This is a genomic window from Bacillus sp. Medicinal_06, from assembly GCF_056711665.1.
Map to the genome: position 1 here is coordinate 227,229 of NZ_JBWYHD010000006.1, position 23,086 is coordinate 250,314.

At 37.8% G+C, this 23,086-nt stretch carries 21 protein-coding genes, 1 other RNA gene and 1 pseudogene; 3 read left to right on the plus strand and 20 right to left on the minus strand.

The features are described from left to right. Positions 1-37: 37 nt before the first annotated feature. Positions 38-2,221 carry a peptidase domain-containing ABC transporter gene (locus AC1M36_RS16510; protein ID WP_098507776.1) on the plus strand — a complete coding sequence of 728 codons (2,184 nt, stop codon included), beginning with the start codon at positions 38-40 and terminating at the stop codon, positions 2,219-2,221. A 727-nt stretch (positions 2,222-2,948) separates the two neighbouring features. Here AC1M36_RS16510 and AC1M36_RS16515 read toward each other — a convergent pair. From AC1M36_RS16515 to AC1M36_RS16545, 7 genes are read right to left on the minus strand one after another with little or no spacing between them, the layout of a single operon-like run. Beyond that, positions 2,949-3,692: an ABC transporter permease gene (locus AC1M36_RS16515; protein ID WP_062821225.1), complete on the minus strand. Its 744-nt coding sequence runs from the start codon at positions 3,690-3,692 to the stop codon at positions 2,949-2,951. A 10-nt stretch (positions 3,693-3,702) separates the two neighbouring features. Beyond that, on the minus strand, positions 3,703-4,479 hold the full coding sequence (locus AC1M36_RS16520) for an ABC transporter permease (protein WP_336451700.1): 777 nt from the start codon (positions 4,477-4,479) through the stop codon (positions 3,703-3,705). Then, positions 4,479-5,402, minus strand: coding sequence for an ABC transporter ATP-binding protein (locus tag AC1M36_RS16525; RefSeq protein ID WP_098541833.1), 924 nt, complete (start codon positions 5,400-5,402; stop codon positions 4,479-4,481). The genes AC1M36_RS16520 and AC1M36_RS16525 overlap by 1 nt, the downstream gene beginning before the upstream one ends. A gap of 42 nt (positions 5,403-5,444) precedes the next feature. Next, the gene (locus AC1M36_RS16530; RefSeq protein WP_098507779.1) at positions 5,445-6,113 is read right to left on the minus strand and encodes a GOLPH3/VPS74 family protein; all 669 of its coding nucleotides are present in this window, start codon (positions 6,111-6,113) and stop codon (positions 5,445-5,447) included. A 16-nt stretch (positions 6,114-6,129) separates the two neighbouring features. Further along, positions 6,130-6,606, minus strand: a complete 477-nt coding sequence (locus AC1M36_RS16535) for a small multi-drug export protein (protein WP_098507780.1) — start codon at positions 6,604-6,606, stop codon at positions 6,130-6,132. Positions 6,607-6,621: 15 nt separating this feature from the next. Further along, complete coding sequence (locus tag AC1M36_RS16540; RefSeq protein WP_336451699.1) at positions 6,622-7,062, minus strand: hypothetical protein; 441 nt, start codon at positions 7,060-7,062, stop codon at positions 6,622-6,624. Between the two features lie 5 nt (positions 7,063-7,067). Then, positions 7,068-7,271, minus strand: a complete 204-nt coding sequence (locus AC1M36_RS16545; RefSeq protein WP_098507782.1) for a helix-turn-helix transcriptional regulator — start codon at positions 7,269-7,271, stop codon at positions 7,068-7,070. Positions 7,272-7,556: 285 nt separating this feature from the next. On the opposite strand from AC1M36_RS16545, the gene AC1M36_RS16550 reads away from it, so the two are divergent. Next, positions 7,557-8,339, plus strand: a complete 783-nt coding sequence (locus tag AC1M36_RS16550; protein WP_098507783.1) for a 2OG-Fe dioxygenase family protein — start codon at positions 7,557-7,559, stop codon at positions 8,337-8,339. Positions 8,340-8,752: 413 nt separating this feature from the next. Here AC1M36_RS16550 and AC1M36_RS16555 read toward each other — a convergent pair. From AC1M36_RS16555 to AC1M36_RS16590, 8 genes and pseudogenes are all read right to left on the minus strand, one after another. Continuing rightward, a pseudogene (locus AC1M36_RS16555) lies at positions 8,753-9,133 on the minus strand (ATP-binding protein); the annotation flags it as partial. 235 nt (positions 9,134-9,368) lie between these two features. Beyond that, positions 9,369-9,727: a transfer-messenger RNA gene (gene ssrA / locus AC1M36_RS16560) on the minus strand. 127 nt (positions 9,728-9,854) lie between these two features. Further along, a complete protein-coding gene (gene smpB / locus AC1M36_RS16565) occupies positions 9,855-10,322 on the minus strand; it encodes an SsrA-binding protein (RefSeq protein ID WP_017153345.1) in 468 nt (155 codons plus the stop codon). A 92-nt stretch (positions 10,323-10,414) separates the two neighbouring features. Beyond that, positions 10,415-12,826, minus strand: a complete 2,412-nt coding sequence (gene rnr, locus AC1M36_RS16570; RefSeq protein WP_336451698.1) for a ribonuclease R — start codon at positions 12,824-12,826, stop codon at positions 10,415-10,417. A gap of 538 nt (positions 12,827-13,364) precedes the next feature. Then, positions 13,365-14,105: an alpha/beta hydrolase gene (locus AC1M36_RS16575; protein ID WP_336451697.1), complete on the minus strand. Its 741-nt coding sequence runs from the start codon at positions 14,103-14,105 to the stop codon at positions 13,365-13,367. 199 nt (positions 14,106-14,304) lie between these two features. Beyond that, a complete protein-coding gene (secG, locus tag AC1M36_RS16580) occupies positions 14,305-14,538 on the minus strand; it encodes a preprotein translocase subunit SecG (protein ID WP_017153348.1) in 234 nt (77 codons plus the stop codon). Between the two features lie 95 nt (positions 14,539-14,633). Continuing rightward, complete coding sequence (locus tag AC1M36_RS16585) at positions 14,634-15,326, minus strand: LrgB family protein (RefSeq protein WP_336451696.1); 693 nt, start codon at positions 15,324-15,326, stop codon at positions 14,634-14,636. Further along, positions 15,323-15,691, minus strand: a complete 369-nt coding sequence (locus AC1M36_RS16590; protein ID WP_174100998.1) for a CidA/LrgA family holin-like protein — start codon at positions 15,689-15,691, stop codon at positions 15,323-15,325. The genes AC1M36_RS16585 and AC1M36_RS16590 overlap by 4 nt, the downstream gene beginning before the upstream one ends. 425 nt (positions 15,692-16,116) lie before the next feature. Here AC1M36_RS16590 and AC1M36_RS16595 point away from each other — a divergent pair, with 425 nt between their 5' ends. Then, the gene (locus tag AC1M36_RS16595; protein ID WP_336451695.1) at positions 16,117-17,067 is read left to right on the plus strand and encodes a nucleoside hydrolase; all 951 of its coding nucleotides are present in this window, start codon (positions 16,117-16,119) and stop codon (positions 17,065-17,067) included. Positions 17,068-17,115: 48 nt separating this feature from the next. Here the strand turns inward: AC1M36_RS16595 and eno are convergent, their stop codons facing one another. From eno to gap, 5 genes are all read right to left on the minus strand, one after another. Continuing rightward, complete coding sequence (gene eno / locus AC1M36_RS16600; protein WP_336451694.1) at positions 17,116-18,411, minus strand: phosphopyruvate hydratase; 1,296 nt, start codon at positions 18,409-18,411, stop codon at positions 17,116-17,118. Between the two features lie 33 nt (positions 18,412-18,444). Continuing rightward, positions 18,445-19,974 (minus strand): 2,3-bisphosphoglycerate-independent phosphoglycerate mutase, encoded by a 1,530-nt coding sequence (gene gpmI / locus AC1M36_RS16605; RefSeq protein WP_336451693.1) that lies wholly within the window; start codon positions 19,972-19,974, stop codon positions 18,445-18,447. Then, entirely contained in the window at positions 19,971-20,726 is a 756-nt protein-coding gene (gene tpiA / locus AC1M36_RS16610) for a triose-phosphate isomerase (protein ID WP_336451692.1), read from the minus strand. The genes gpmI and tpiA overlap by 4 nt, the downstream gene beginning before the upstream one ends. Positions 20,727-20,758: 32 nt before the next feature. Next, the gene (locus AC1M36_RS16615; RefSeq protein ID WP_336451691.1) at positions 20,759-21,943 is read right to left on the minus strand and encodes a phosphoglycerate kinase; all 1,185 of its coding nucleotides are present in this window, start codon (positions 21,941-21,943) and stop codon (positions 20,759-20,761) included. A gap of 134 nt (positions 21,944-22,077) precedes the next feature. Continuing rightward, positions 22,078-23,082, minus strand: a complete 1,005-nt coding sequence (gene gap / locus AC1M36_RS16620) for a type I glyceraldehyde-3-phosphate dehydrogenase (RefSeq protein WP_000161231.1) — start codon at positions 23,080-23,082, stop codon at positions 22,078-22,080. Between the last annotated feature and the right edge of the window lie 4 nt (positions 23,083-23,086).

Sequence of the window (23,086 nt, forward strand, 5' to 3'; positions counted from 1 at the left end):
TATCTAGAGCTATAGGTAGTTTATAGGAGGTTAAATAATGTCATCTAGACAGAAGCAAAAAAGAATAAAGCGCTGGACAAATGTTCCGGTTATCAGGCAGGTGAGTCAAAACGAATGTGGGCCAGCCTGTCTTTCTATGATTTTTGCTTTCTACGAACTTAAAGTTCCTCTTTACATTCTTAGCGAAGAGTGCCAAGCATACAGAAACGGAGTCAGCGCATTAACTTTAAAGAACGTCTCAGAAAATTACGGATTCAAATGCCGTGCTTTTAAGATAGAAAAACTGGACCAACTCCATCAAATTACTTTGCCTGCTATCCTACACTGGGATCACAGCCATTATGTAGTTTTGGATAAAATCAAATCTGGATCAGCAATCATTATTGACCCTGCTCAAGGCAGAAAAAAAATAAACCTAACGGAGCTAGAGCAGCATTTTAGCGGAATAGTGCTTACGTTTGAATGCACAGAGCGAGTAAATAAGGGATCCAGTAATAAGAGCAGTAACAAAATGCTTCTCTATTACGCTATGATTAAACCGAAGTACAGCATTTTAATGATTATATTTTCCATCCTTGTTCAGGCCCTTAGCCTGACCGTACCCTTTATGATAGGTTATATTGTCGATAGGTATATGGATTTTGAAAAATCCTCTATAATCAGCAATATTTTTTTAATTATAGGAGCCATTTTTGTTACTAGCCTACTTTTTTCCTATATTAGAAGTATTCTATTTGCACAGCTTCAAAGACATATCAGTACTAAGCTATCTGCAGATTATCTAACACATCTATTAAAACTTCCGCTTACCTTTTTTGAACAACGGAATACAGGAGACCTTGCAACAAGACTGAACAATATCTCGATGATTCGGGAGATCCTATCAACTACCGGAATCGCAATAATTTTGGATGTAACAATGATTTTGATATGTCTAATTACCATGTTTACACAGTCAGTATTTTTAAGTGGAATAACCTTAATAATCGCCATAACTGAAATTTTTCTGATGCTTCTCTTTTTAGGTTCAATAAGAAGCTATTCACAACAAGAATTGGCGGTTCAGGGGACCGCTCAAAGTTATTTGATGGAAGGACTACGTAGCATTCTACTAGTTAAGTCTACACGAAGGGAAGACAAAATTCTTAATGGCTGGACAGAACTATTCTCGGAGCAAATGAATTACTTCTCCTTAAGGTTTTCTCGAAGTGGTCTTTTAAACAGCATTGTAAGCAGCATGGGCTTAGTTGCTCCGCTACTTCTTTTAATGCTGGGAATGAGGGAGATTTCTAATGGATTTATGACTATCGGTGCCCTAATAGCATTTAATTCTTTAGCTCTCTCCTTTTTAACGCCCATTAATTCTCTCATTACTTACTTTCAATCCTTTCAAATTTTGTTCAGTGCTTTTGAAAGGGTCTTTGATGTACTCTCTGCAAAAACAGAGCAAAATCTACAACTTAGCGGAAAAACAAAAATCGATTTTAAGAATACTCCTATAGTTTTTGATGATGTAAGCTTCGCCTATAAAGGAGAATCACCTGTCTTACATAACATTTCATTGAGTATAGAACCAGGACAAAAAATAGGTATTGTAGGACCGACTGGTAGTGGAAAAAGCTCTTTAATTAAATTACTGCTTGGGCTCTATTCCCCTTCCGAGGGCTCTATTTATTATGGATCAGAACATATGAATCAGGTGGATTATGAAGATTTGAGAACTCAAATTGGCATAGTCCTTCAGGAAACGTACCTGTTTAATGACACAATTTATAAAAATATATCTTTCTTTGAGGACTTACCTGTAGACCAATTGGAGCAAGCCGCCCAACTAGCATCACTACACGAGGATATCCTTTCAATGCCGCTTAAGTATAACACGGTTATCGGGGAAAACGGCCAAAATTTATCCGGGGGACAAAGGCAGAGATTAGCCATAGCCAGAGCTCTAGCTACGAGCCCTTCTCTTTTAATTTTAGATGAAGCAACCAGTCAGATGGATTCACTAACCGAGCAGAAGCTTAATGATACTTTCCGGAAAAATGGTATTACCCAGTTGGTTATCGCTCATCGTTTGGCAGCCATTACTGATGCAGATGCTATCATTGTTATGGATCAAGGGCGTATCGAGGCAATCGGCAGCCACGATACTCTGCTTAATGAATGTGAACTTTATCGCCTGTTGTGGTCACAACAAGCGAAAATGATAACATATAGTTAAAAAATAAACCCGCATCTCATCAGATGCAGGTTTATTTTTTTAATAAGCGTAAAGTGAGAATTAATTACTTAAAAGAGATAGTCTAATTTTATTGTACAAAATTTTTTCGTTGGATTAATCACGATCTATAATGTAAAATGCCTCTATACTCAAACAGGGGAACGATAAAAATTATTCTCTTCTCCATCTTCCCAAAAAACTCTGGTCTTTAAATTATCCTTTACACGCTTTAATATTTGATGAATTGTATTATTAAGTACGGCACTAAAAAACAATAAAGCTCATCCTGTCTCACAAGACCAATTCAATCAGGTGCTGCTTCTTAGTATTCAAAGACAAAAAAATATTTAGGGTGAAAAACTGCCCACAAAGCTTTTCAGTAGGAACTTTCGCACTTAGATTGACAAACTATAATTTATAGGAGGTGATTACTGAACTAAACTTTACACAATGACTAAATGAAATTTTTTATATAAATATCTCCTTTAGCTATTTCGTTTTTAAGGGCATAGAGATAGAATATGTTCTTAAAAACGAAATATCCAAAGTCTAATAAATAGACTTTGGATATTTCGTTTCATCTTTTACATCAAATTGTAGGTTATGCAAACATTTCCCCTAAAGGTCCAAAAAAGAACAAGATAGCTAAAACAACTACTGCTACCGCCATAATGGTAATAATGGTGCCTTTTTTCACTATAATTCCCTCCTTATTTTGGATAGGTATTTATTTCATTTCAGTACGCATGAAATTCCAGACTCCAGCTAAACTAAACAAGAGAAAACCACCTATTACTGCTAGGTACAAATCTTGGGTTGTCTGTGTAAATCCAAGTTGATTTTCGGGTGTCATAGCATAAGCAGGCTGTGACCAAGGATAATATCTTCCATACTTTGAACCTGTCACAAAGATATTCGGAATTATAAAAGCAAAATTCAAGGCAATTGGAAGAGAAAAGTTTTTCCATTGTATCGCCAGCCAGGTTTGAAGGGCTATAAGAGGCAGAATGGACAACCACCCATTTAGAAACAGGCCTAAAAATTCGAAATATGGAAATGTTCCTGTCACCCCCATCACTTTCCCTAATATAAGGAAATACAAAAACATCATAACATTTGTCATTCCTACCAACAGCCAACCCCATATCATCTTTGATAGATAAAAGTATACTTTTGGAATAGGATAGGACAAAAGTTGCTTCCACCCCCCATTTGCATGTTCAAAACGGCAGAGTATTGCCAGATACACACTTGAAAGTAGTGGACAAAGAACAGTTCCATACAAAAACTCGACTTGGGTCCATGCCCCCGTCCATCCTACCATTCCATTCTCTTCAAAAACATGGATATGAGTAACATAGTTGGCCACTCCAACAACAGTAAGAAATAGAGGTGTTATCAGAATAATCAGCCAAATTTGTGTATAGTTCCTAAGCTTCAGCCAATCATTCCATAATACATCTTTAAACATACTCTTCCTCCTAATCTACTTCTCTATTGGAAAAATGTATCGATCCAATGATAGTGAAAAATAAGCCCATGCCAAGGCTAATCCAAACCCATTCCCACTGGTAATTAGGGGAATTAACTATACTAGAAAAATCAGTAATGATATTTTCATTTGAAAATGTTACTTGGTATGGCAGGACCCACGGAAGATATTGTGTAACCCCCGGCAGCTGAATCAAAAATAGCCCCAAGGCTATTCCTACTCCTCCCATCATCATCGGTATCGCCTGATTATTTAATACCATGGATATCCATAGCTGCAGCCCAATAAGAGCAAAAGAAGTCAGATATGGAAACATTGTAAAATAAAAGATTCTGGAGGCATTAAATGTAGCGCTCCCTCCAAATAAAAATCCAGAAAGGCACATAGCACCCATTAAAAATAACCCCGAAAATAGTACACCAAAGCATATCCACATGTAGCGCGTCCAATAGTATTGAGTCTTGGATATTGGCATAGAAAAGATAAGTTTCCACGACCTTGCCTGGTGCTCTAAATTAGCAATATACGAGCATAAAATTGTAACGGAAAGGTGGATAATAAAATAGTTGCCGTAAAATGTAATCATCCATATGGTACCCCAAATGTTATAACTCCTACCTTCCGAGACCTCCTGCTGTATATCACCAGCATTCAGCAAAAGTAGCAGAGTTACCCCTCCTACTAATACAGCAGGGAAAAATAGGACAAGTCCCCAAAACCATGAACGTTTTATTTTAACTAAATCGGACGAGAATATCGGTCCCATTATAAGCTCTGTCCTTTCCCTGTAAGATCTAAGAAGATATCTTCAAGTGACTTTTTCATACCTTCCAGGCGGGAGACTGTAAATCCGGCCTCTACTAGTACCTTGTTGGCTTCCCCAGCTATAGATGGTGAAGATTCTTGAATATACACAGTCCCTTCTTCCTCTTCAAAATTTGCCTCAATGCCTTTATGTTTAAGAGAACTAGCTGCTTCCAAGGGCTTATCGACTTTTATTTTAATTTTAGGTTCACTTTCTTTCCTTAGAACCTCAATAGAATCTTGAAAAAGCATCTTCCCATTTTGAATAATACCCACCTGAGTTGCCATCAACTCTATTTCACTAAGTAAATGACTTGAAACCAAAACAGTCATTCCAAACTTTGCAGGCATTTCTTTAATAAGTTCACGTATTTCATGAATACCAGCAGGGTCAAGACCGTTGGTTGGTTCATCTAGAATTAAAAGCTGCGGACGATTCAACAAAGCAGTTGCAATACCCAACCTTTGTTTCATTCCTAGGGAATAATTTTTAACCTTTTTATCCTTGGCACCTTCTAGCTGAACAATTTTGAGTACCTCCTTTACTCTATCTGTATTATCTATTCGCAGCAGTCGCCTGGCAGCTTCTAAATTTTCATATCCGCTGAGATGACCGTAGTAGGTCGGTGTTTCAACAAGAGATCCAATTTTCCCTAAAATTGACAAGCGATCCTTCTTTAAATCCTGATCAAATATCTTCACATCACCTTTAGTGGGGCGAATAAGACCAAGCAACATACGAATAGTCGTAGTTTTCCCTGCACCGTTCGGACCTAAAAATCCGTAAATCTCACCTTGACTGACTTTCATGTTTAAAGAATCTACAACTATATTTTTTTTGTAGGTCTTTGTGAGATTATTTGTATTGATAATTAGTGAGTTCATTTTGTATCTCCCTTCACTATTTAATTAAGGAATAATTACCGTCTAAGGAGTCACTAGTGCCCCACCTAAAGAGGCAAGACAAGCTGTAATATCCTGTATGGCTTTTTCAATCCGTTGAATAGAATTTATATCAATTGAAAGCTGGTCTTTTTGCTCATTTATACAGTTCATTATTTCTGCTCTTTCTTTTGAGTTAAAATAATCTTTTAATAATCCTGTCTCTTTCAGCAAATATAAAAGAACAACTGTCTGTTCATCAGGAACTTTATTATAGATGAGCTGAGAATGAATCATTTTAACAACTTGTTCTCGCGATTGATTAATCTCGGTGATTTTTCGTAGAGGTAGAAAAGGAACTTTTAAACCTAAGGTGATTGCCCCTTTTTTTTGCAGTTCTTGAAGAATAGAATTGTGTATCTTTCCTCGTAACCGGGTTTTGAAATGGAAATACTTAATCCAAGCTTTTAATTTTCTCGTTCTAAATGATTTGACAAGAATAAGGATAACTTGGTCCAAATAATCATCTCCAGTTGTATCAGCATCAACAACTATAACTTTTCCCTTTGTATCCAACTCTATTTTCTTTTTTAAAAGTAATTCAATAAATATAGCCCCAATGCTATATGTTTCTGTATAGGAACGATACTTCAAACGAAGATGATTCGCCCCTAATAGAACTATTTCTTCTGGCAAAGAAAGCCGATGTTCCATAAATTCACCCTCTATATTAAATAATGTTTAGATAGCTAAAGCCATACATGGAACCAATAGTGAATATAGTTGTCCAAACAGCTAAGCTAACAGTCATCCAACTTATCACTTGCGTCCGAGAGGAACCAAATGTTAAGGCCAAAACAGCAGCAATGTCAGTACCAACAAAAATTGGCGCAAGAAGCGCTAGACCTGGAATACCGTATCGCTCCCAAATTTTTCTGGATCTTGTTTCTTGTTTGGAGGGAGCCGTAATCCCTTTTGCTTTTCTTCTTTTTTCTCTCCATGCGTAAAATTGCTTAAAGAAAAATCCTAGTAGTAAAACTAAAAGCAAGTTACCAGTAAAAGCCACTATTGCAACTCCAAACGGTGGCAGCCCCCATGCCACACCGATAGGAACTACAATAGATACATCCATCCAAGGAGCGAAAGCAACAACAAAAATTACAACAAATTGCAAGACAGTCGATTGATCTTGTGCCCATTCAAGCATTACATCACTTCCTTTTTAATATTTATTTAATTTACGAACCGTCAGCCAATACACCAGGTATTGACCAATACCCAAAAATCCAATGGCGAAAAAGGGAGTAAGAACAAACTCAGAAAATAGGAAACAAATTCCTGCAGTAACCGGCAATCCAACTGAAAAGAAGATATAAACATTTCTACATGCTTTATGAGTAACCCATTGCTGCCCTTCGTCCATGTCAAGAAATTCGGAAGGAAGAAGCCCAGAGAAGCGGATTCTGTTTTCAGGATGTTTTTGGTTATAGTATCTTATCAGGATCGTCCAAATAAAAGTTAAGGCAGTAAGTAGAAAGAGACATATCCTAGCCAACAACTGTTTTTCATCCTGAGGATTATACAGAGAAAAAATAAAAAAAGTAACTAACAGAATAAATAAAAACAGAGGAACAATAGGAGATTTTATTAGTTTTTGTAACATTTTGCTCACCCTTTCTCTTCGAGGAAAAAAACTTCTTCTACTGTAACTTGAAAAGCTTTGGCAATTTTTAAGACTAACGTTATGGAGGGTGCATAATCCCCTTTTTCAATCAACCCAATCGTTTGTCTTGTGGCCCCAATTTTTTTAGCCAAATCTTGCTGAGACCACTTGTGACGTGCGCGCATTTCTCTGACTCTATTAATTAGCATCCCACTAACCCTTTCCATAAATTAACTAATTTTAGAATAAATTAAATAATTATAAATGTCAATAATCATTTTCATTTTGCAAAGGATAATTGCGTAAATATAAAAAAAACACCCAAATTCATCATTTAAATATATTTATTTAATACAAAATATATATATTAATGGTTTTTTTTTACTTTACATATATAAAATTAAAGCTTATTATTATTTTATGAATATTTTGTTATAAATAGGGATTTTTTTCAACTTTTAAAGATTAACTTAATAATAAAGGTGGTGTACTAAATGAGTAATTTGTTCTTAAAAGAAAAGAAAGCTCTAGAAGTAAACGGATACAAGAAATTCCAACTTGCAGATTTACCTGTTCAAAACCTAGAAAAAGATTTTATGCAGATGACAGCCGAATTTGATCGATTACCGGTAGATACATACTCATTAGAGAGTCACAGGTACAGAAGATATTCACGCGCACTGATTAATCCTTGGGATAATCATTTTCAATGGCTTCCTAATCACTTTGACGAACAAGGGCAACCTCAATCTCTGTATTTTCAAGGAAGCTTTAACGCTGAATACCTCGCTGAGTACCGTGCTTTCCCTTCACTTAGCGAAGAAATAAAGGAAAACGAACTCTTAAAAGAAATAATAAAATATGATTTTAATGAAACATTCTGGGATACACATGACAAGTTACTTCCTGTTCATGTTGGTGTACATTTTGTAAAGTATATGGTCACAGAAGATGGTCAGGAGTCTATCGCTTCTCCAAATACCCTGCATCAAGATGGAGAGCCCTTCACCTTTGTCCACTTAGTCACCTATAAAAATGTGATTGGCGGGACTAGTACGATTGCCACCACGAATTGTGCCGGTTTAAAAAGGGAAGATGTTGATAAAAAATTCATTCTTGATGAGTTTGATCTCATAAATCCTCTTGACTCTTATGGTGTTTGTGACCAAAAGGTCAGTCACTATGTTAAAGGAGTGAAAAAAGGAAAGGAGCCGCAACCAGCTGAAAGAGGTGTCCTTCTTATTGACTTTACTCCTACTGTTATTGCAATCACCTAATAAATTATATAGAGCTTAAAATGGTTTCCTCTTAATTTTATATTTATTTATGTAACCACTATATAGTGACACTTCTGTTGTCTTTTTTTCCTCGCAAAAATCAATGATTCACAACTATCAAGAGAGAGGATCCTCCTCTCTTTTGACTTTTATTGAAAGTTTTATATTCATATCTGGTAAAGGGATATTCTATTCTAATACACTTGGGCACCTACTAAGAATAGATTTATACTTGAGGTAGCCTAATAAAATGGCATTTATTATATAAAGAAGAAAATATTCTATAGACATGAAGATTCGAAAATTTTGGATAAAGATCCTTCCACGACATACTCATCTGTAGATTCATTACGAAACCGTTAATTTATGCACCTTTAAAATAACTGTAAATGTCAACATAAACATGTACAAAGTTAATCATTTTCTTTACTGAAATGATCTTTAATTCGATACGATTGCCCCACAATGCTCACAACTGTGGCGTGATGTAAGACACGATCTAGTATGGCATTCGCGATTTTAGGATCTTGGAAGATTTCATCCCATGACTCGAAATTAACATTCTTAATTAAGATCGTACTTCGTTTTTCATAACGCATATCAATGAGTTTGAAGAATAGTTTTGCATCCTCCGGATCAATTGGTAAATATCCAATTTCATCAATGATAAGTAATTTATACTTTGTATAGTTTTTTAATCGTGATTCTAAGCGACTCTCAATTTTTGCACGTTTTAAATTTTGAAGTAGATCATGACATTTAATAAAATAAGTACTTGTTCGTTTTTTAGCTGCTGTCTATAATCACTAAGTAAAAACCTCATAGAGCTAAAGAAAGTTTATTAGTACCAATAACGTTGATTATGTAAATGAAAATTCCTTTCAGCACTTATGAAGAGACTTTTGTTGGAGTACTGTTAAAACTCTTGGGAAGCATAAATTTGTACAACAAAAAAAGAAGCATAAACCTGCATTTGATGCAAAGTTATGCTTCCTGTTATACAAAATAAAAAAACCACCAAATATGTATTGGTGGAGACGGTGGGAGTCGAACCCACGTCCAAAGATATTGGCACTTAAGCTTCTACGAGCATAGTCGATATATTGGCATTTCGCAAACTCTTCGGCCTATCGACAGGCTTCCAAGCTGCTAGTCTGATTGTTCTCTTCCTTCGCCCTCAGACGGCGAACTCCGGCGTAGTCCACTTAGTTTGAGTCCCTTACCCTACCACATGGACGATGGAGGGAGGAACCGCTAAGCTGTATTAAGCAGCTAAAGCGAAGTTGTTTTGTTGTTTGCCAGTTATTGGCTTTGACGTTTTAACGAGGCCGATCCCCTCGACTCGCAACTTAAGCTCAAACTACCCCTGTCGAATCCGTAACGTCCCCATATAAGAAATGGAGCATACGAAGTATATTCGTGATAGCTACTTAATGAGCTGTTTTTCAATGTTCACTGGCCTTACATGAATTATTATATCATACGTTCGACATTTTACAAATGTAAATTTCTGTATTACATTTTTTGACGATCACGGAATGCGCGAGCAATTTCACGTTTCGCTTCTTTTTCTTTTAAATCATGACGCTTATCATATTGCTTCTTACCTCGAGCTAAACCAAGTGCCATTTTCGCAAATCCATTTTTTAAATAGATTTTAACTGGAACAAGTGTATAACCTGTTTCTTTTGAATAACCGATTAACTTCTGAATTTCTTTTTTATGAAGAAGTAATTTTCTTGTGCGAAGCGGATCATGATTGAAACGGTTCCCTTGTTCATACGGACTAATGTGCATATTATGTACCCAAACTTCACCGTTATGTACACGAGCGAAAGCATCCTTTAAGTTAACGCGCCCAGCACGAATTGACTTAATTTCCGTTCCTTGAAGGACAAGCCCTGCTTCGTATGTTTCGTCGATGAAATAATCATGAAATGCTTTTTTATTTTGTGCAATAACCTTACCGCTACCTTTTGGCATTATCTGTCCCTCCTCTATTTGTACTATTTTAACAAAAGTTACGAAAAAGTGGAAGTGGCTTCACTTATATACTAAGCGAAGCCACCCCTCTCTTACTTACGCTTTTTCTTTTTCTTCTTAAATCCTGGAACATTTTCAAAGAATGGCTTTTTCTTTTTACCATTACCATCTTTTTGTCCTGGACGACCGGATGCTCCTTTTCCGCGACCACCACGCTCGTTATTACGTTCGCCACGACCACCGCGTTCGTGCTTACGGCCGTTACCACGTTCCTCACCACGTCCACTCCGTCTCTTTCTACCGCCTTTTGGCTGATCAATCACAACTGGACGATCTTTAAACTTACGTCTTGGCGTTCCCTTCATACCGACGATTTCAAAGTCAATTGCACGTTCATCTTTGTTTACGTTAATAACGCGAATTGTAATTTCATCACCGATGCGGAAGACGTTACCTGTACGCTCACCAATCATCGCAAAGTGCTGTTCATCATAACGGTAATAGTCATCCGTTAAATAGCTAACGTGAACAAGACCTTCAATTGTATTCGGAAGCTCTACGAATAAACCAAAGTTGGTTACAGAGCTAATCATGCCATCGTACTCTTCACCAATCTTATCAAGCATATACTCTGCTTTTTTCAGTTCATCTGTTTCGCGTTCTGCTTCAACAGCACGACGTTCCATGTTAGAAGAATGCTCTGCGATATCTGGTAACTTTTCACGCCATTTCGCTTGTGTTTCATTATCGATTTTACCGTTAATAATGTATTCGCGAATTAATCGATGAACAATCGTATCTGGATAACGACGAATTGGCGATGTGAAATGCGTATAGAATTCTGTTGATAACCCGAAGTGTCCTAGGCTATCTGCATCGTAACGAGCTTGTTTCATGGAACGAAGCATAACGGTTGAAATCACGACTTCTTCAGGTTGGCCTTGTACCATTTCAAGAATTTGTTGCAACGCACGAGGATGCACTTCATTCGCACGTCCTTTTACCGCATAACCGAAGTTTGTGACAAACTCAAAGAAACGCTCTAATTTGTCTTCTTTCGGATCTTCATGGACACGGTACATAAATGGTACGTTCATCCAGTGGAAATGTTCCGCTACTGTTTCATTGGCAACAAGCATGAACTCTTCAATTAGCTTTTCTGATACAGAACGATCACGCATGACAACATCTGTTGGTTTACCTTCTTCATCAACTAGTACTTTTGCTTCTTTAAAGTCGAAGTCAATTGCACCGCGTCTCATACGTTTTTCACGTAAAATTTGTGCTAACTGAGCCATTTCTTTAAACATAGGTACAAGTTGTTCATAACGCTTCATTAACTCTTCGTCTTCATCTTCTAAAATGCTTCTTACATCCGCGTATGTCATACGTTCTGTTGTTTTAATGACACTTTGGAAAATTTCGTGGCTAACAACATCACCAAGATTGTTAATTTCCATTTCACAAGAAAGTGTAAGACGGTCTACTTTTGGATTTAATGAACAAATACCGTTTGATAAACGATGTGGAATCATCGGAATTACACGGTCCACCAGATACACACTCGTTGCTCTCTCCGCTGCTTCCACATCAATTGGAGATCCTTCATGAACGTAATGACTAACATCCGCGATATGAACACCAAGTTTATAATTACCGTTCTCAAGCTTCGTTACAGTTACTGCATCATCCAAATCTTTTGCATCTGCACCGTCAATTGTAACAATCATTTGATCACGAAGGTCACGACGATCTTTTAAATCTTCTTCTGAAATCGTTTCTGGTACACTGTTTGCGTGTTCCATTACATCCTCTGGGAAAGCTAACGGTAAATGGTGTTTATGAATAACAGATAAGATATCTACACCTGGGTCATTTTTATGACCTAAAATTTGAATGACCTCACCTTCCGCACTTAAACGATCTTGCGGATAGCTTGTAATTTTCACAACAACTTTATGCCCTTCTACCGCACCCATAGATGCACTTTTCGGGATAAAAATATCACTTGTCCAGCGTTTATTATCTGGAATGACAAACCCGAAGTTTTTGGACTCTGTATATGTACCAACTAGTTCCTTCGTGCCACGCTCTACAATGCGAATAATTGTACCTTCTTGGCGTGATCCACTAGATTGTGAACTAATACGAGCTAATACTGTATCACCATGAAGTGCACCATTTAGTTCTGTAGGCGGAATGAAAATGTCGTCGTCCCCTATCTTCTTCTCTTCTGGGACAACAAAAGCAAACCCACGTGCATGCCCAATTAACTTACCGCGCACTAAATTCATCTTTTCTGGAAGGCCATAACGATTGCTGCGTGTACGAACAACAAGTCCCTTTTCTTCCATCATAACTAGCGCCTTTACAAAATCTTTAAAGCCAGCGGAATCTACAATACCAAATGCCTCTTCTAATTCTTGTATCGTTAGCGGTTTATACGCTTCTTCTTTCATAAATAATAACAACTTATCAACATGTTCTTGAATGATTTCTTCCAAGCAAAAATACCTCCTTTAAACCCTCATATTATTTAGTGTATCCGAAATACACACTATGTATAAAGTGAAACTTCTATAAACACTCGGTTTTTACCATTTATTCTGCTGCTTATGTGCAATAAAATTCTCATCTTAAAAGTTTATTTCTATATAAATACGTTTTGATTTAACGACATCTGAGTCGTAGCTTTGCAATCAAAAGAAGATTCCCACTCGTTTTCTCCTTTTGTCCTCATATGACATGGGGCTAAAATAAGCTCTGAGCGCTTCTAGCCACGGGCGGATCCTCTCTTCCACCTAAAAAGAATGCTTTTATATCTCTATTCCAATTTATATATATTTTGACTTTTAAGCACCTACTTCACGGCCTCGAAAACTAAAGAAGACCTTCTCTCATTTTCTCCTGCTGTTCTCACATGACATGGGGCTAAAATAGGTACTGACCGCTTCTGGCCAAGGGCGGATCCTCTCTCCCACCCTAAAAAGAGTGGTTTTTAAATGCTTTCAACACCCCATGAAAAAAAGAGGCAACTAGATCTTACCAATCTAGTTGCTCCAAGAAGTTATATACATCTTCGTGTAGCTCATCACGTTGTTTATCAAGCGTAATGACATGCGTAGAGTCTTCATACCACTTAATTTCTTTTAACGTGGATTCTACACCGTTATAGATAATGTTTGCACTATCTGTATTAATCATTTCATCATGGCGTGCTTGTACAACAAATGTTGGTGCATAAATCATATCCACATTGTTACGTACGTCACGAATTAAGTCTTGTAATGCTTTTAATGTATTCATTGGTGTCTGTTTAAATTCAAACATTTCTTTTTCAATTTGTTCTGGTGATTTTTGCTCACGCTTTTTATATTCGCGTGCATATGCCAATATACCTTGGTACATAATTTCTTCGCTCTTAATGTACATTGGCGCACACATTGGAACAACACCTAAAATCGGTAATGTATAAGAAAGTTTTAATGAGAACACACCGCCAAGTGATAATCCAACAGCTGCAATTTTCTCATATCCTAGATCTTTCAAGTGTTGATAAGCAGCCATAACATCTTTCCACCAATCTTCAGGACCTGTATGAACAAGTTGTTCTGGTGGTACACCATGACCTTTATAAATTGGGGCGTGGCAAGTATAGCCTTTTTTCTCTAAAAAACGCCCGAGCATACGTACATCAGCTGAATTCCCTGTGAATCCATGTAGTAATAAAACAGCACGGTCTCCACCTTCAAATGTAAATGGTTTCGGAGATGCTAATTTCATCATCTTCTTCTCCTCTTTCTCTTCTGTAATCTAGTCGCATTGTTTCTATCCTTAGTTTACCATAGTTCCATTTCCATAATCTAATTAGAAACTTTTTTCGAATAGTGGAATACAAATGAGCACAAAAAAAGAAGAACCATTAGCGCGAATCCGCTAACGCTTCTCCTCTTTTCATATCTTGTAAAAGCAAAGCCTTTTCTTATAAATTTAAGTACGTAACCCCAATTGTTAGTGCGAAGAATAATACAGCTAAAACAACTGTAATACGGCTTAATACAGCTTCAATTCCGCGTGCTTTTTGTTTACCAAATAACTGTTCTGCACCGCCTGAAATAGCACCTGAAAGGCCTGAGCTATTGCTAGACTGCATAAGTACTAAAACAATCATCAAAATCGATACAATAATAAGTAAAACTGATAATAACGTATGCACCTGGCGTACCTCCTACATAGATTCAGTTAGTTTAAATGTTAGCATAAATTCTATAGAAAAGCGAGAGCTGTTCCTATCACTCTCGCTTTCATCTATTACATAAACATAGTTGCAAATAACGGTCCAAGCAAACAAGTTAAAATCGCTGTTAATGTCATTGTTACCGATCCAATAACACCTTCATGTTCATTGTTTTTCATCGCTCTCATTACACCCATAATATGAGATGCACATCCAAAACCGATTCCTTTACCAACAGAGTTTGTAACGCGGCTCCATTTTAATAGAATTGGACCTGTAATTGTCCCCGTAATCCCAGCTACAACAACGAATGCTGCTGTTAATGATGGAACACCGCCAACTTGCTCTGATACACTCATTGCAACTGGCATTGTTACTGATTTTGGTAAAGAAGATAAAATTAAACTTTTATCTGTTCCCATAAGCGATGCAATAACGAAGTCACTTGCAATCGCCACTGTTGTTCCGACTAGTACACCACCAGCAATTGGTACAACATACTTTTGCAATACGTGACGCTGTTTATAAAGTGGAATGGCAAATGCTACAACACCTGGTCCAAGCAGTTTGGAAATCCAGCCGCCACCACTTTGCATATACTCTTGATATGGTATATCCAGCACAAGTAATAAAACAATCATTAATGCTGTTGCTACAAGCATTGGAATGGTAAATGGTGTTGGTAATACTTTATAAATCTTTTTAGATAATTGATATAATAACAATGTAAGAATAACCCAACCAATTCCGATTAATATTTGGCTCATCGCGTTTCTTTTTCCTTTCTATTCGCAAGATATTGTCCTGTATGTCCTGCGACAATAATAATTAAAAATGTACTCGCTACAACAGTAATGAAAAGAGAAATTCCTTTACTCATAAAAAAAGCACCGTAATTCATTAAACCAATTGTCGGTGGAATCAATAAAAACGGCATAATAGCAACGAGTGTTTCTGCTCCTAAATCAAACCATTTCACAGGAAGAACCTTAAGGCTTAGTAAAACAAGTAGGAGAAACATCCCAATCAAACTTCCTGGAATTGGAATATCCAACATTTCTTGCACCCATGTCCCAATCATGTAAAACACGTAAAGAGCTGCAACTTGGACAATAATCTTTGTAAACTTCATGTTCATCATCCCTCATGTTTATACGATCTTCACTTTATATCCTTATCATAGTATAAATTGTAAAAACCTGCAATTTATCAACTTGACAACGAAAATGACATATGTTATACGCTTACACCCTTGATATGACTGTATTTCCAGGCGAAATTTACGTCAAAAACATTGACCTAACATGAAAAGTTTATATTTTCTGAATTTTTATGTTGTTATTTCAATAAAATAAGTCTTCTGTCAGAAAGATGCCAAGCTTACTTCTTGCGAATAGAATCCATTTAAATGGATTCTATTCGTTCTGAAATGACATATATTTACTCATAGCCTCCAAAATGCTTTCAACTGCACAACATGTATTGCCTATATAAATAGGCAATACATGTCTATAAAACGTCATTCTCATTTTATTAAAAGCTACGGGTGGTGAACATATGACCAAAAAGATTTTGGTTTTTGCTGATCCTGGTATCGATGATACAATCGCTCTCATACTCGCATACTTTGCAGATGAAATCGAAATCGTTGGCATTGTTGCAGATTATGGAAATGTCCCCCAAAAAATGGCGGTGGAAAATACCTTATTCCTTCAAGATAAAGTAGGAGATACGAATATTAAAATATTTGGTGGTGCTACAAGACCTCTTACTAGTGGAAATCCCGATTTCTTCACAGATGTACATGGCATACATGGATTAGGTCCCATTATACCGGAGGAATCTCTTACAAATGGACAAATGGAGAATTTTCTTGAGGTTATCAATTTGATTAATAACTATAAAGATGAATTAATTATTGTTAGTATAGGACGTTTAACTTCACTTGCACTTCTAATTATTTTGTACGGAAGCTTGATGAAACAAATTAAATCTTACTATATAATGGGTGGTGCCTTTTTACATCCAGGAAATGTAACACCTGTATCTGAAGCAAACTTTTATGGTGATCCTGTCGCTGCCAATATTGTATTACAATCCATTCCTAACATGTCTATATACCCACTGAACGTTACACAATACTCTATCGTTACACCTGAAATGGCTGAATATATTGATGCAAAAGGAAAAGCACCTCTCATTAAACCTCTATTCGATCATTACTATTATGGGTATTATCAAAAAGCATTGCCACAATTAAAAGGTTGTCCTTTTCATGACACGATGCCTATTATGGCACTCCTTAATGATTCAATGTTTACCTATTATGAATCACCAGTTTACGTTATGAGTGAACAGTTCGCTCGTGGACAAAGTGTCGCCGATTTCCGCTCATTGTCCAATTCTAAACCCTTCATCAACAGACCTAAACAGCAAATTGCAATCGACTTTGATTACAACCAGTTCTTTAAACACTTTATGTCGATTATGACAGATGAACCATTTTAATAAAAAAACAGACCGTGATTTCTCACGGTCTGTCTTTATTTTCTACAATTATTTTTTTAGGTTGTAGAAAGATTTTAAACCATCGTAAACAGCGATTTCGCCTAGTTCGTCTTCGATGCGTAATAATTGGTTGTACTTAGCAATACGGTCAGTACGGCTCATAGAACCAGTTTTGATTTGGCCAGCGTTAGTTGCAACTGCGATGTCAGCGATTGTAGCATCTTCAGTTTCACCAGAACGGTGAGATACAACTGCTGTGTAACCAGCACGTTTAGCCATTTCGATTGCTTCGAAAGTCTCAGTTAAAGTACCGATTTGGTTAACTTTAATTAAGATTGAGTTAGAGATACCTTTTTCGATACCTTCAGCAAGTTTTTGAGTGTTCGTTACGAATAAGTCGTCACCAACTAATTGAACTTTGCTGCCAAGACGCTCAGTTAATAATTTGTGGCCATCCCAGTCGTTTTCATCTAAACCATCTTCAATAGAGATGATTGGGAAGTCTTTGCAAAGCTCTTCATAGAAATCAACCATTTCTGCAGAAGTTAAGCCAGTGCGGCCTTCGCCTGCAAGGTCATATTTACCAGTTTCTTTGTTGTAGAACTCAGAAGAAGCAACGTCCATTCCTAAGAATACGTTCTCGCCAGCTTTGTAACCAGCTTTTTCGATTGCTTCGATAATTACTTCTAATGCTTCGCGGTTAGAACCAAGGTTTGGAGCGAATCCACCTTCGTCACCTACTGCAGTGTTAAGACCTTTATCATGTAATACAGCTTTTAATGCATGGAATACTTCAGCACCCATACGGATTGATTCTTTGAATGTTGGAGCACCAACTGGTAAGATCATGAACTCTTGGAAGTCAACGTTGTTATCAGCGTGAGAACCACCGTTGATGATGTTCATCATTGGAGTTGGTAATTGTTTTGCATTGAATCCACCAAGGTAACGGTATAATGGAAGACCTACGAAATCAGCTGCTGCGTGAGCTACTGCCATAGATACACCAAGGATAGCGTTAGCGCCTAATTTACCTTTGTTTGGAGTACCATCTAATTCGATCATAGCGTTGTCGATACCAGCTTGGTCAGTTACGTCGAAACCAACGATTTCTGGAGCGATAATTTCGTTAACGTTGTTTACTGCATTAACAACACCTTTACCAAGGTAACGAGATTTGTCACCGTCACGTAATTCTACTGCTTCGTGCTCACCAGTAGATGCACCACTTGGTACGATAGCGCGTCCGAATGCGCCGCTTTCTGTGTAAACTTCTACTTCTACAGTTGGGTTACCACGAGAATCAAGGACTTCGCGAGCATAAACATCAATAATTGTTGACATAATATTTTCTCTCCTTTTATATATACAATTTAATTATTTAATAATTGTTTTACCTGTCATTTCTTTCGGTTGTTCAACACCAAGAAGTGTAAGCATTGTTGGAGCGATATCTCCTAAGATGCCACCTTCACGTAATTCAACATCATTTTTCGTAACGATGAAAGGAACCGGGTTCGTTGTATGAGCTGTCATTGGCTGTCCGTCTGAAGTTAATTCTTCATCAGCATTACCATGGTCAGCAGTAATAAGTGCTACACCATCTTTTGCAAGAATCGCTTCTACAACTTTTCCTAAACATTCGTCAGTTGCTTCTACTGCTTTAATTGTTGGTTCCATCATCCCAGAATGGCCAACCATATCACAGTTTGCAAAGTTAAGAATGATCACATCATGTTTATCATTTTCGATTTCATTTACTAAAGCGTCGGTTACTTCGTAAATGCTCATTTCAGGTTTCAAGTCATACGTTGCAACCTTCGGTGAGTTAATTAAGATACGCTCTTCTCCTGGGAATTCAGCCTCACGACCACCGCTAAAGAAGAATGTAACGTGCGGATACTTTTCAGTTTCCGCGATGCGAAGTTGTTTTAATCCCGCTTGCGCAACAACTTCACCTAATGTGTTATCAAGGTTCATTGGCTTGAATGCCACGTAACCATCTACTGTTTCACTAAAGTGTGTCATACATACGAATTCTGGAATGCGAGGTACTTTTTCACCACGATCGAACTCGCGGAAGTCTTCGTTTGTAAATACACGTGCAATTTGAATTGCGCGGTCTGGACGGAAGTTATAGAAGATAACTGCATCATCATCATTGATTGTTGCAACTGGCGTTTCATCTTCATTAACAATTACAGATGGCAATACGAATTCATCATAGATACCATTTGCATAAGAGTCCTCTACGCACTCATATGCTGATTTGTAAGTAGGTCCTTCGCCATTCACCATAGCACGGTAACATTTTTCTACGCGATCCCAACGCTTGTCACGGTCCATGGAGTAATAACGACCGGAGATAGTCGCGAATTGTCCTACGCCTGTTTCTTTAATTACTTCATTTGTTGCATCGATATAACCTTTTGCTGTTTGCGGTCCAACATCGCGGCCATCTAAGAATGCATGGATGTATACTTTCTCCACGCCTTCTTTTGCTGCTAAGCGAAGAAGTGCAAACATATGGTTCATGTGACTGTGCACACCACCGTCAGAAAGTAAACCGAATAAATGAAGAGCAGTACCTTTTTCTTTTACGCTTTTAATTGCATTTTGGAAAGTTTCATTCTTATCGAACTCACCTTCACGAATTGCAACGTTCACACGTGTTAAGCTTTGATATACTACGCGGCCAGCACCGATATTTAAGTGACCAACCTCAGAGTTACCCATTTGACCTTCTGGAAGACCTACCGCTTCACCACATGCTGTTAGCGTTGTGTGAGGAAACTTGTTCCAGTAACCGTCGAAATTAGGTTTCTTAGCTTGTGCTACAGCATTCCCGTAAGTTTCTTCACGTAGTCCGAAACCATCAAGAATGATTAAAGCTGTTGGCTTTCTCATTTTACCGCCTCCAGAAGACCTAAGAAGGAAGCAGGCTCTAAGCTAGCACCGCCAACTAAAGCGCCGTCGATGTCAGATTGTGCCATGTATTCTTTAATGTTTTCTGGTTTTACGCTACCGCCGTATTGAATACGAACAGCTTCTGCAGCCGCTGGAGAAACAGCTTCTGCAACAACTTTACGGATGTGAGCACATACTTCGTTTGCATCTGCAGAAGAAGAAGATTTACCTGTACCGATTGCCCAAATTGGCTCATAAGCGATAACAGCCTGTTTCACTTGTTCTTCTGTTAAGCCTGCAAGTGCTTTAGTCACTTGACCTGCTACTAGATCAAATGTTTTTCCGCTTTCGCGCTCTTCTAAAGTTTCACCACAGCAAACGATTGGTGTTAAGCCATGTTCAAATGCTGCAATAGTCTTTTTGTTTACTGTTTCGTCTGTTTCAGCAAACATTTCACGACGCTCAGAGTGGCCAAGTACTACGTAGCTCACTTTTAAGTCGCTAAGTGCTACTGGGCTAATTTCGCCAGTGAATGCACCATTTTTTTCGAAGTGCATGTTTTGTGCACCTACTTTTAAGTCAGTTCCTTCAGCCTTCGCTACTAAGCGCTCTAAGAAAAGAGCTGGAGAGCAAACTACTGCATCAACAGCTGTTGCTGCTGGGATTTGACCTTTTACTTCTTCTACGAAGCTAACTGCTTCAGATAGAGTTTTATTCATTTTCCAGTTACCTGCGATAATTGGTTTACGCATGCTTTGCACCGTCCTTTTTCTTTGGCTGCTACTTATTTGTCGTTAAGACAAACTACACCTGGAAGTTCTTTACCTTCCATGAATTCTAATGACGCACCGCCGCCAGTAGAAATGTGGCTCATTTTATCAGCCATACCGAATTTTTCAACAGCTGCTGCAGAGTCACCACCGCCGATAACAGAGTATGTACCTTCTGCATCTGCTAATGCTTGTCCTACTGCTTTTGTACCTTGAGAGAATGGAGTCATTTCAAATACACCCATTGGTCCGTTCCATACAACAAGCTTAGAGTTTTTAATTACATCAGCATAAATTTCACGTGTTTTTGGTCCGATGTCCACACCTTCCCAGTTTGAAGGGATAGAGTCGATATCAACAATTTTAGTTGTTGCAGTTTCAGAGAATTCTTCTGTAATTACAACATCAACTGGCATGTAGAAGTTTACGCCTTTTTCTTTTGCAAGTGCCATAAACTCTTTTGCTAGTTCAATCTTGTCATCTTCACATAGAGATAGACCAATTTCATGACCTAAAGCTTTAACGAATGTGTAAGCAAGGCCTCCACCGATGATTAAGTTATCTACTTTGTCTAATAGATGACGAATTACACCGATTTTATCTTTTACTTTCGCACCACCGATGATTGCTGTGAATGGACGATCTGGATTAGAAAGTGCTTTTCCTAATACTTCTAATTCTTTTTCCATTAAGAAACCTGATACTGCTGGTAGGTAATCCGCAATACCTGCTGTAGAAGCGTGAGCACGGTGAGCTGCACCGAATGCATCGTTTACGAATAGATCAGCAAGAGCTGCAAATTCTTTCGCAAGTTCTGCATCGTTCTTTTCTTCGCCCGCATAGAAACGTACGTTTTCAAGAACTAATACGTCGCCTTCGTTCATTGCTGCAACCATTTCTTGTACAGATGGTCCGAATGCTTCGTCTGCTTTTTTCACGTCTTTACCAAGAAGCTCGCCTAAACGTGCTGCTACTGGAGTAAGACGCATTTCTTCTACTACTTGGCCTTTTGGACGGCCTAAGTGGCTTGCTAAAATAACTTTCGCACCTTGCTCTACTAAATATTGAATTGTAGGAAGAGCTGCACGAATACGAGTCTCGTCTGTAATTTTGCCTTCTTTCATAGGCACGTTGAAGTCAACGCGGCAAAATACACGTTTACCCTTTAAATCTACGTCACGAATTGATTTTTTGTTCATTGGATTTCCCTCCGACTAGTTAGGATTGACAAAACCCATTCAAAAGCTTATCACATTTGCTCCTAAAACGAAAGAAGAGAGAGGGAACAAACCCTCTCCCTCGTTTTGTCATTGATAACTTATAAACTTAAGAATTAAAGACCTTTAGAAGTCATGTATGCAGCTAAGTCTACTACACGGTTAGAGTAACCAGTTTCGTTGTCGTACCAAGAAAGTACTTTAACCATGTTACCTTCCATTACCATTGTAGATAATGCATCGATTGTAGAAGAAGCTGTGCATCCGTTATAGTCGATAGATACTAATGGCTCTTCGCTGTATCCAAGGATACCTTTTAATTCGCCTTCAGCAGCTGCTTTGAATGCTGCGTTTACTTCTTCAACTGTTACTTCTTTGTCAAGTTCAACAACTAAGTCAACAAGAGAAACGTTAGCAGTTGGAACACGTACTGCGCCACCGTTTAATTTACCTTTAAGTTCTGGTAATACTAATGCTACAGCTTTAGCTGCACCAGTAGATGTTGGGATCATGTTTTCAGCTGCTGCACGAGCACGACGTAAATCTTTGTGTGGTAAGTCTAAGATTTGTTGGTCGTTAGTGTAAGAGTGAATTGTTGTCATCATTCCGCGTTTTACACCGAATTTTTCGTTTAATACTTTAGCGAATGGAGCTAAGCAGTTTGTAGTACAAGAAGCGTTAGATACTACGTTGTGGCTAGCTGCATCGTATTGTTCGTGGTTAACACCCATAACTACAGTGATGTCTTCGTCAGAAGCTGGAGCAGAGATGATAACTTTTTTAACTGATCCACCTAAGTGTTTTTCAGCGTCTGCTTTTTTAGTGAAACGTCCAGTAGATTCTACTACGATTTCTACTCCGTAGTCGCTCCATGGTAATTGAGCTGGGTCACGCTCAGCGATAACTTTGATTTCTTTACCGTTAACAACGATGCTGCTTTCGTTAGCAGATACTTCTGCATTTAAAGTTCCGTGAACTGTGTCATATTTTAAAAGGTGAGCTAAAGTTTTAGCGTCTGTTAAGTCGTTGATTGCTACTACTTCTACCTCTGGGTTGTTAAGAGCTGCGCGGAATACGTTACGTCCGATACGTCCAAATCCATTAATACCAATTTTAGTCATTTGA

Excerpts from the sequence above, each read along its gene's own strand:
- AC1M36_RS16510 (WP_098507776.1), top strand. The coding sequence starts at position 38 with ATGTCATCTAGACAGAAGCAAAAAAGAATAAAGCGCTGGACAAATGTT.
- AC1M36_RS16515 (WP_062821225.1), bottom strand. The coding sequence starts at position 3,692 with ATGTTTAAAGATGTATTATGGAATGATTGGCTGAAGCTTAGGAACTAT.
- AC1M36_RS16520 (WP_336451700.1), bottom strand. The coding sequence starts at position 4,479 with ATGGGACCGATATTCTCGTCCGATTTAGTTAAAATAAAACGTTCATGG.
- AC1M36_RS16525 (WP_098541833.1), bottom strand. The coding sequence starts at position 5,402 with ATGAACTCACTAATTATCAATACAAATAATCTCACAAAGACCTACAAA.
- AC1M36_RS16530 (WP_098507779.1), bottom strand. The coding sequence starts at position 6,113 with ATGGAACATCGGCTTTCTTTGCCAGAAGAAATAGTTCTATTAGGGGCG.
- AC1M36_RS16535 (WP_098507780.1), bottom strand. The coding sequence starts at position 6,606 with ATGCTTGAATGGGCACAAGATCAATCGACTGTCTTGCAATTTGTTGTA.
- AC1M36_RS16540 (WP_336451699.1), bottom strand. The coding sequence starts at position 7,062 with ATGTTACAAAAACTAATAAAATCTCCTATTGTTCCTCTGTTTTTATTT.
- AC1M36_RS16545 (WP_098507782.1), bottom strand. The coding sequence starts at position 7,271 with ATGCTAATTAATAGAGTCAGAGAAATGCGCGCACGTCACAAGTGGTCT.
- AC1M36_RS16550 (WP_098507783.1), top strand. The coding sequence starts at position 7,557 with ATGAGTAATTTGTTCTTAAAAGAAAAGAAAGCTCTAGAAGTAAACGGA.
- smpB (WP_017153345.1), bottom strand. The coding sequence starts at position 10,322 with ATGCCAAAAGGTAGCGGTAAGGTTATTGCACAAAATAAAAAAGCATTT.
- AC1M36_RS16575 (WP_336451697.1), bottom strand. The coding sequence starts at position 14,105 with ATGAAATTAGCATCTCCGAAACCATTTACATTTGAAGGTGGAGACCGT.
- AC1M36_RS16585 (WP_336451696.1), bottom strand. The coding sequence starts at position 15,326 with ATGAGCCAAATATTAATCGGAATTGGTTGGGTTATTCTTACATTGTTA.
- AC1M36_RS16590 (WP_174100998.1), bottom strand. The coding sequence starts at position 15,691 with ATGAAGTTTACAAAGATTATTGTCCAAGTTGCAGCTCTTTACGTGTTT.
- AC1M36_RS16595 (WP_336451695.1), top strand. The coding sequence starts at position 16,117 with ATGACCAAAAAGATTTTGGTTTTTGCTGATCCTGGTATCGATGATACA.
- eno (WP_336451694.1), bottom strand. The coding sequence starts at position 18,411 with ATGTCAACAATTATTGATGTTTATGCTCGCGAAGTCCTTGATTCTCGT.
- gpmI (WP_336451693.1), bottom strand. The coding sequence starts at position 19,974 with ATGAGAAAGCCAACAGCTTTAATCATTCTTGATGGTTTCGGACTACGT.
- tpiA (WP_336451692.1), bottom strand. The coding sequence starts at position 20,726 with ATGCGTAAACCAATTATCGCAGGTAACTGGAAAATGAATAAAACTCTA.
- AC1M36_RS16615 (WP_336451691.1), bottom strand. The coding sequence starts at position 21,943 with ATGAACAAAAAATCAATTCGTGACGTAGATTTAAAGGGTAAACGTGTA.
- gap (WP_000161231.1), bottom strand. The coding sequence starts at position 23,082 with ATGACTAAAATTGGTATTAATGGATTTGGACGTATCGGACGTAACGTA.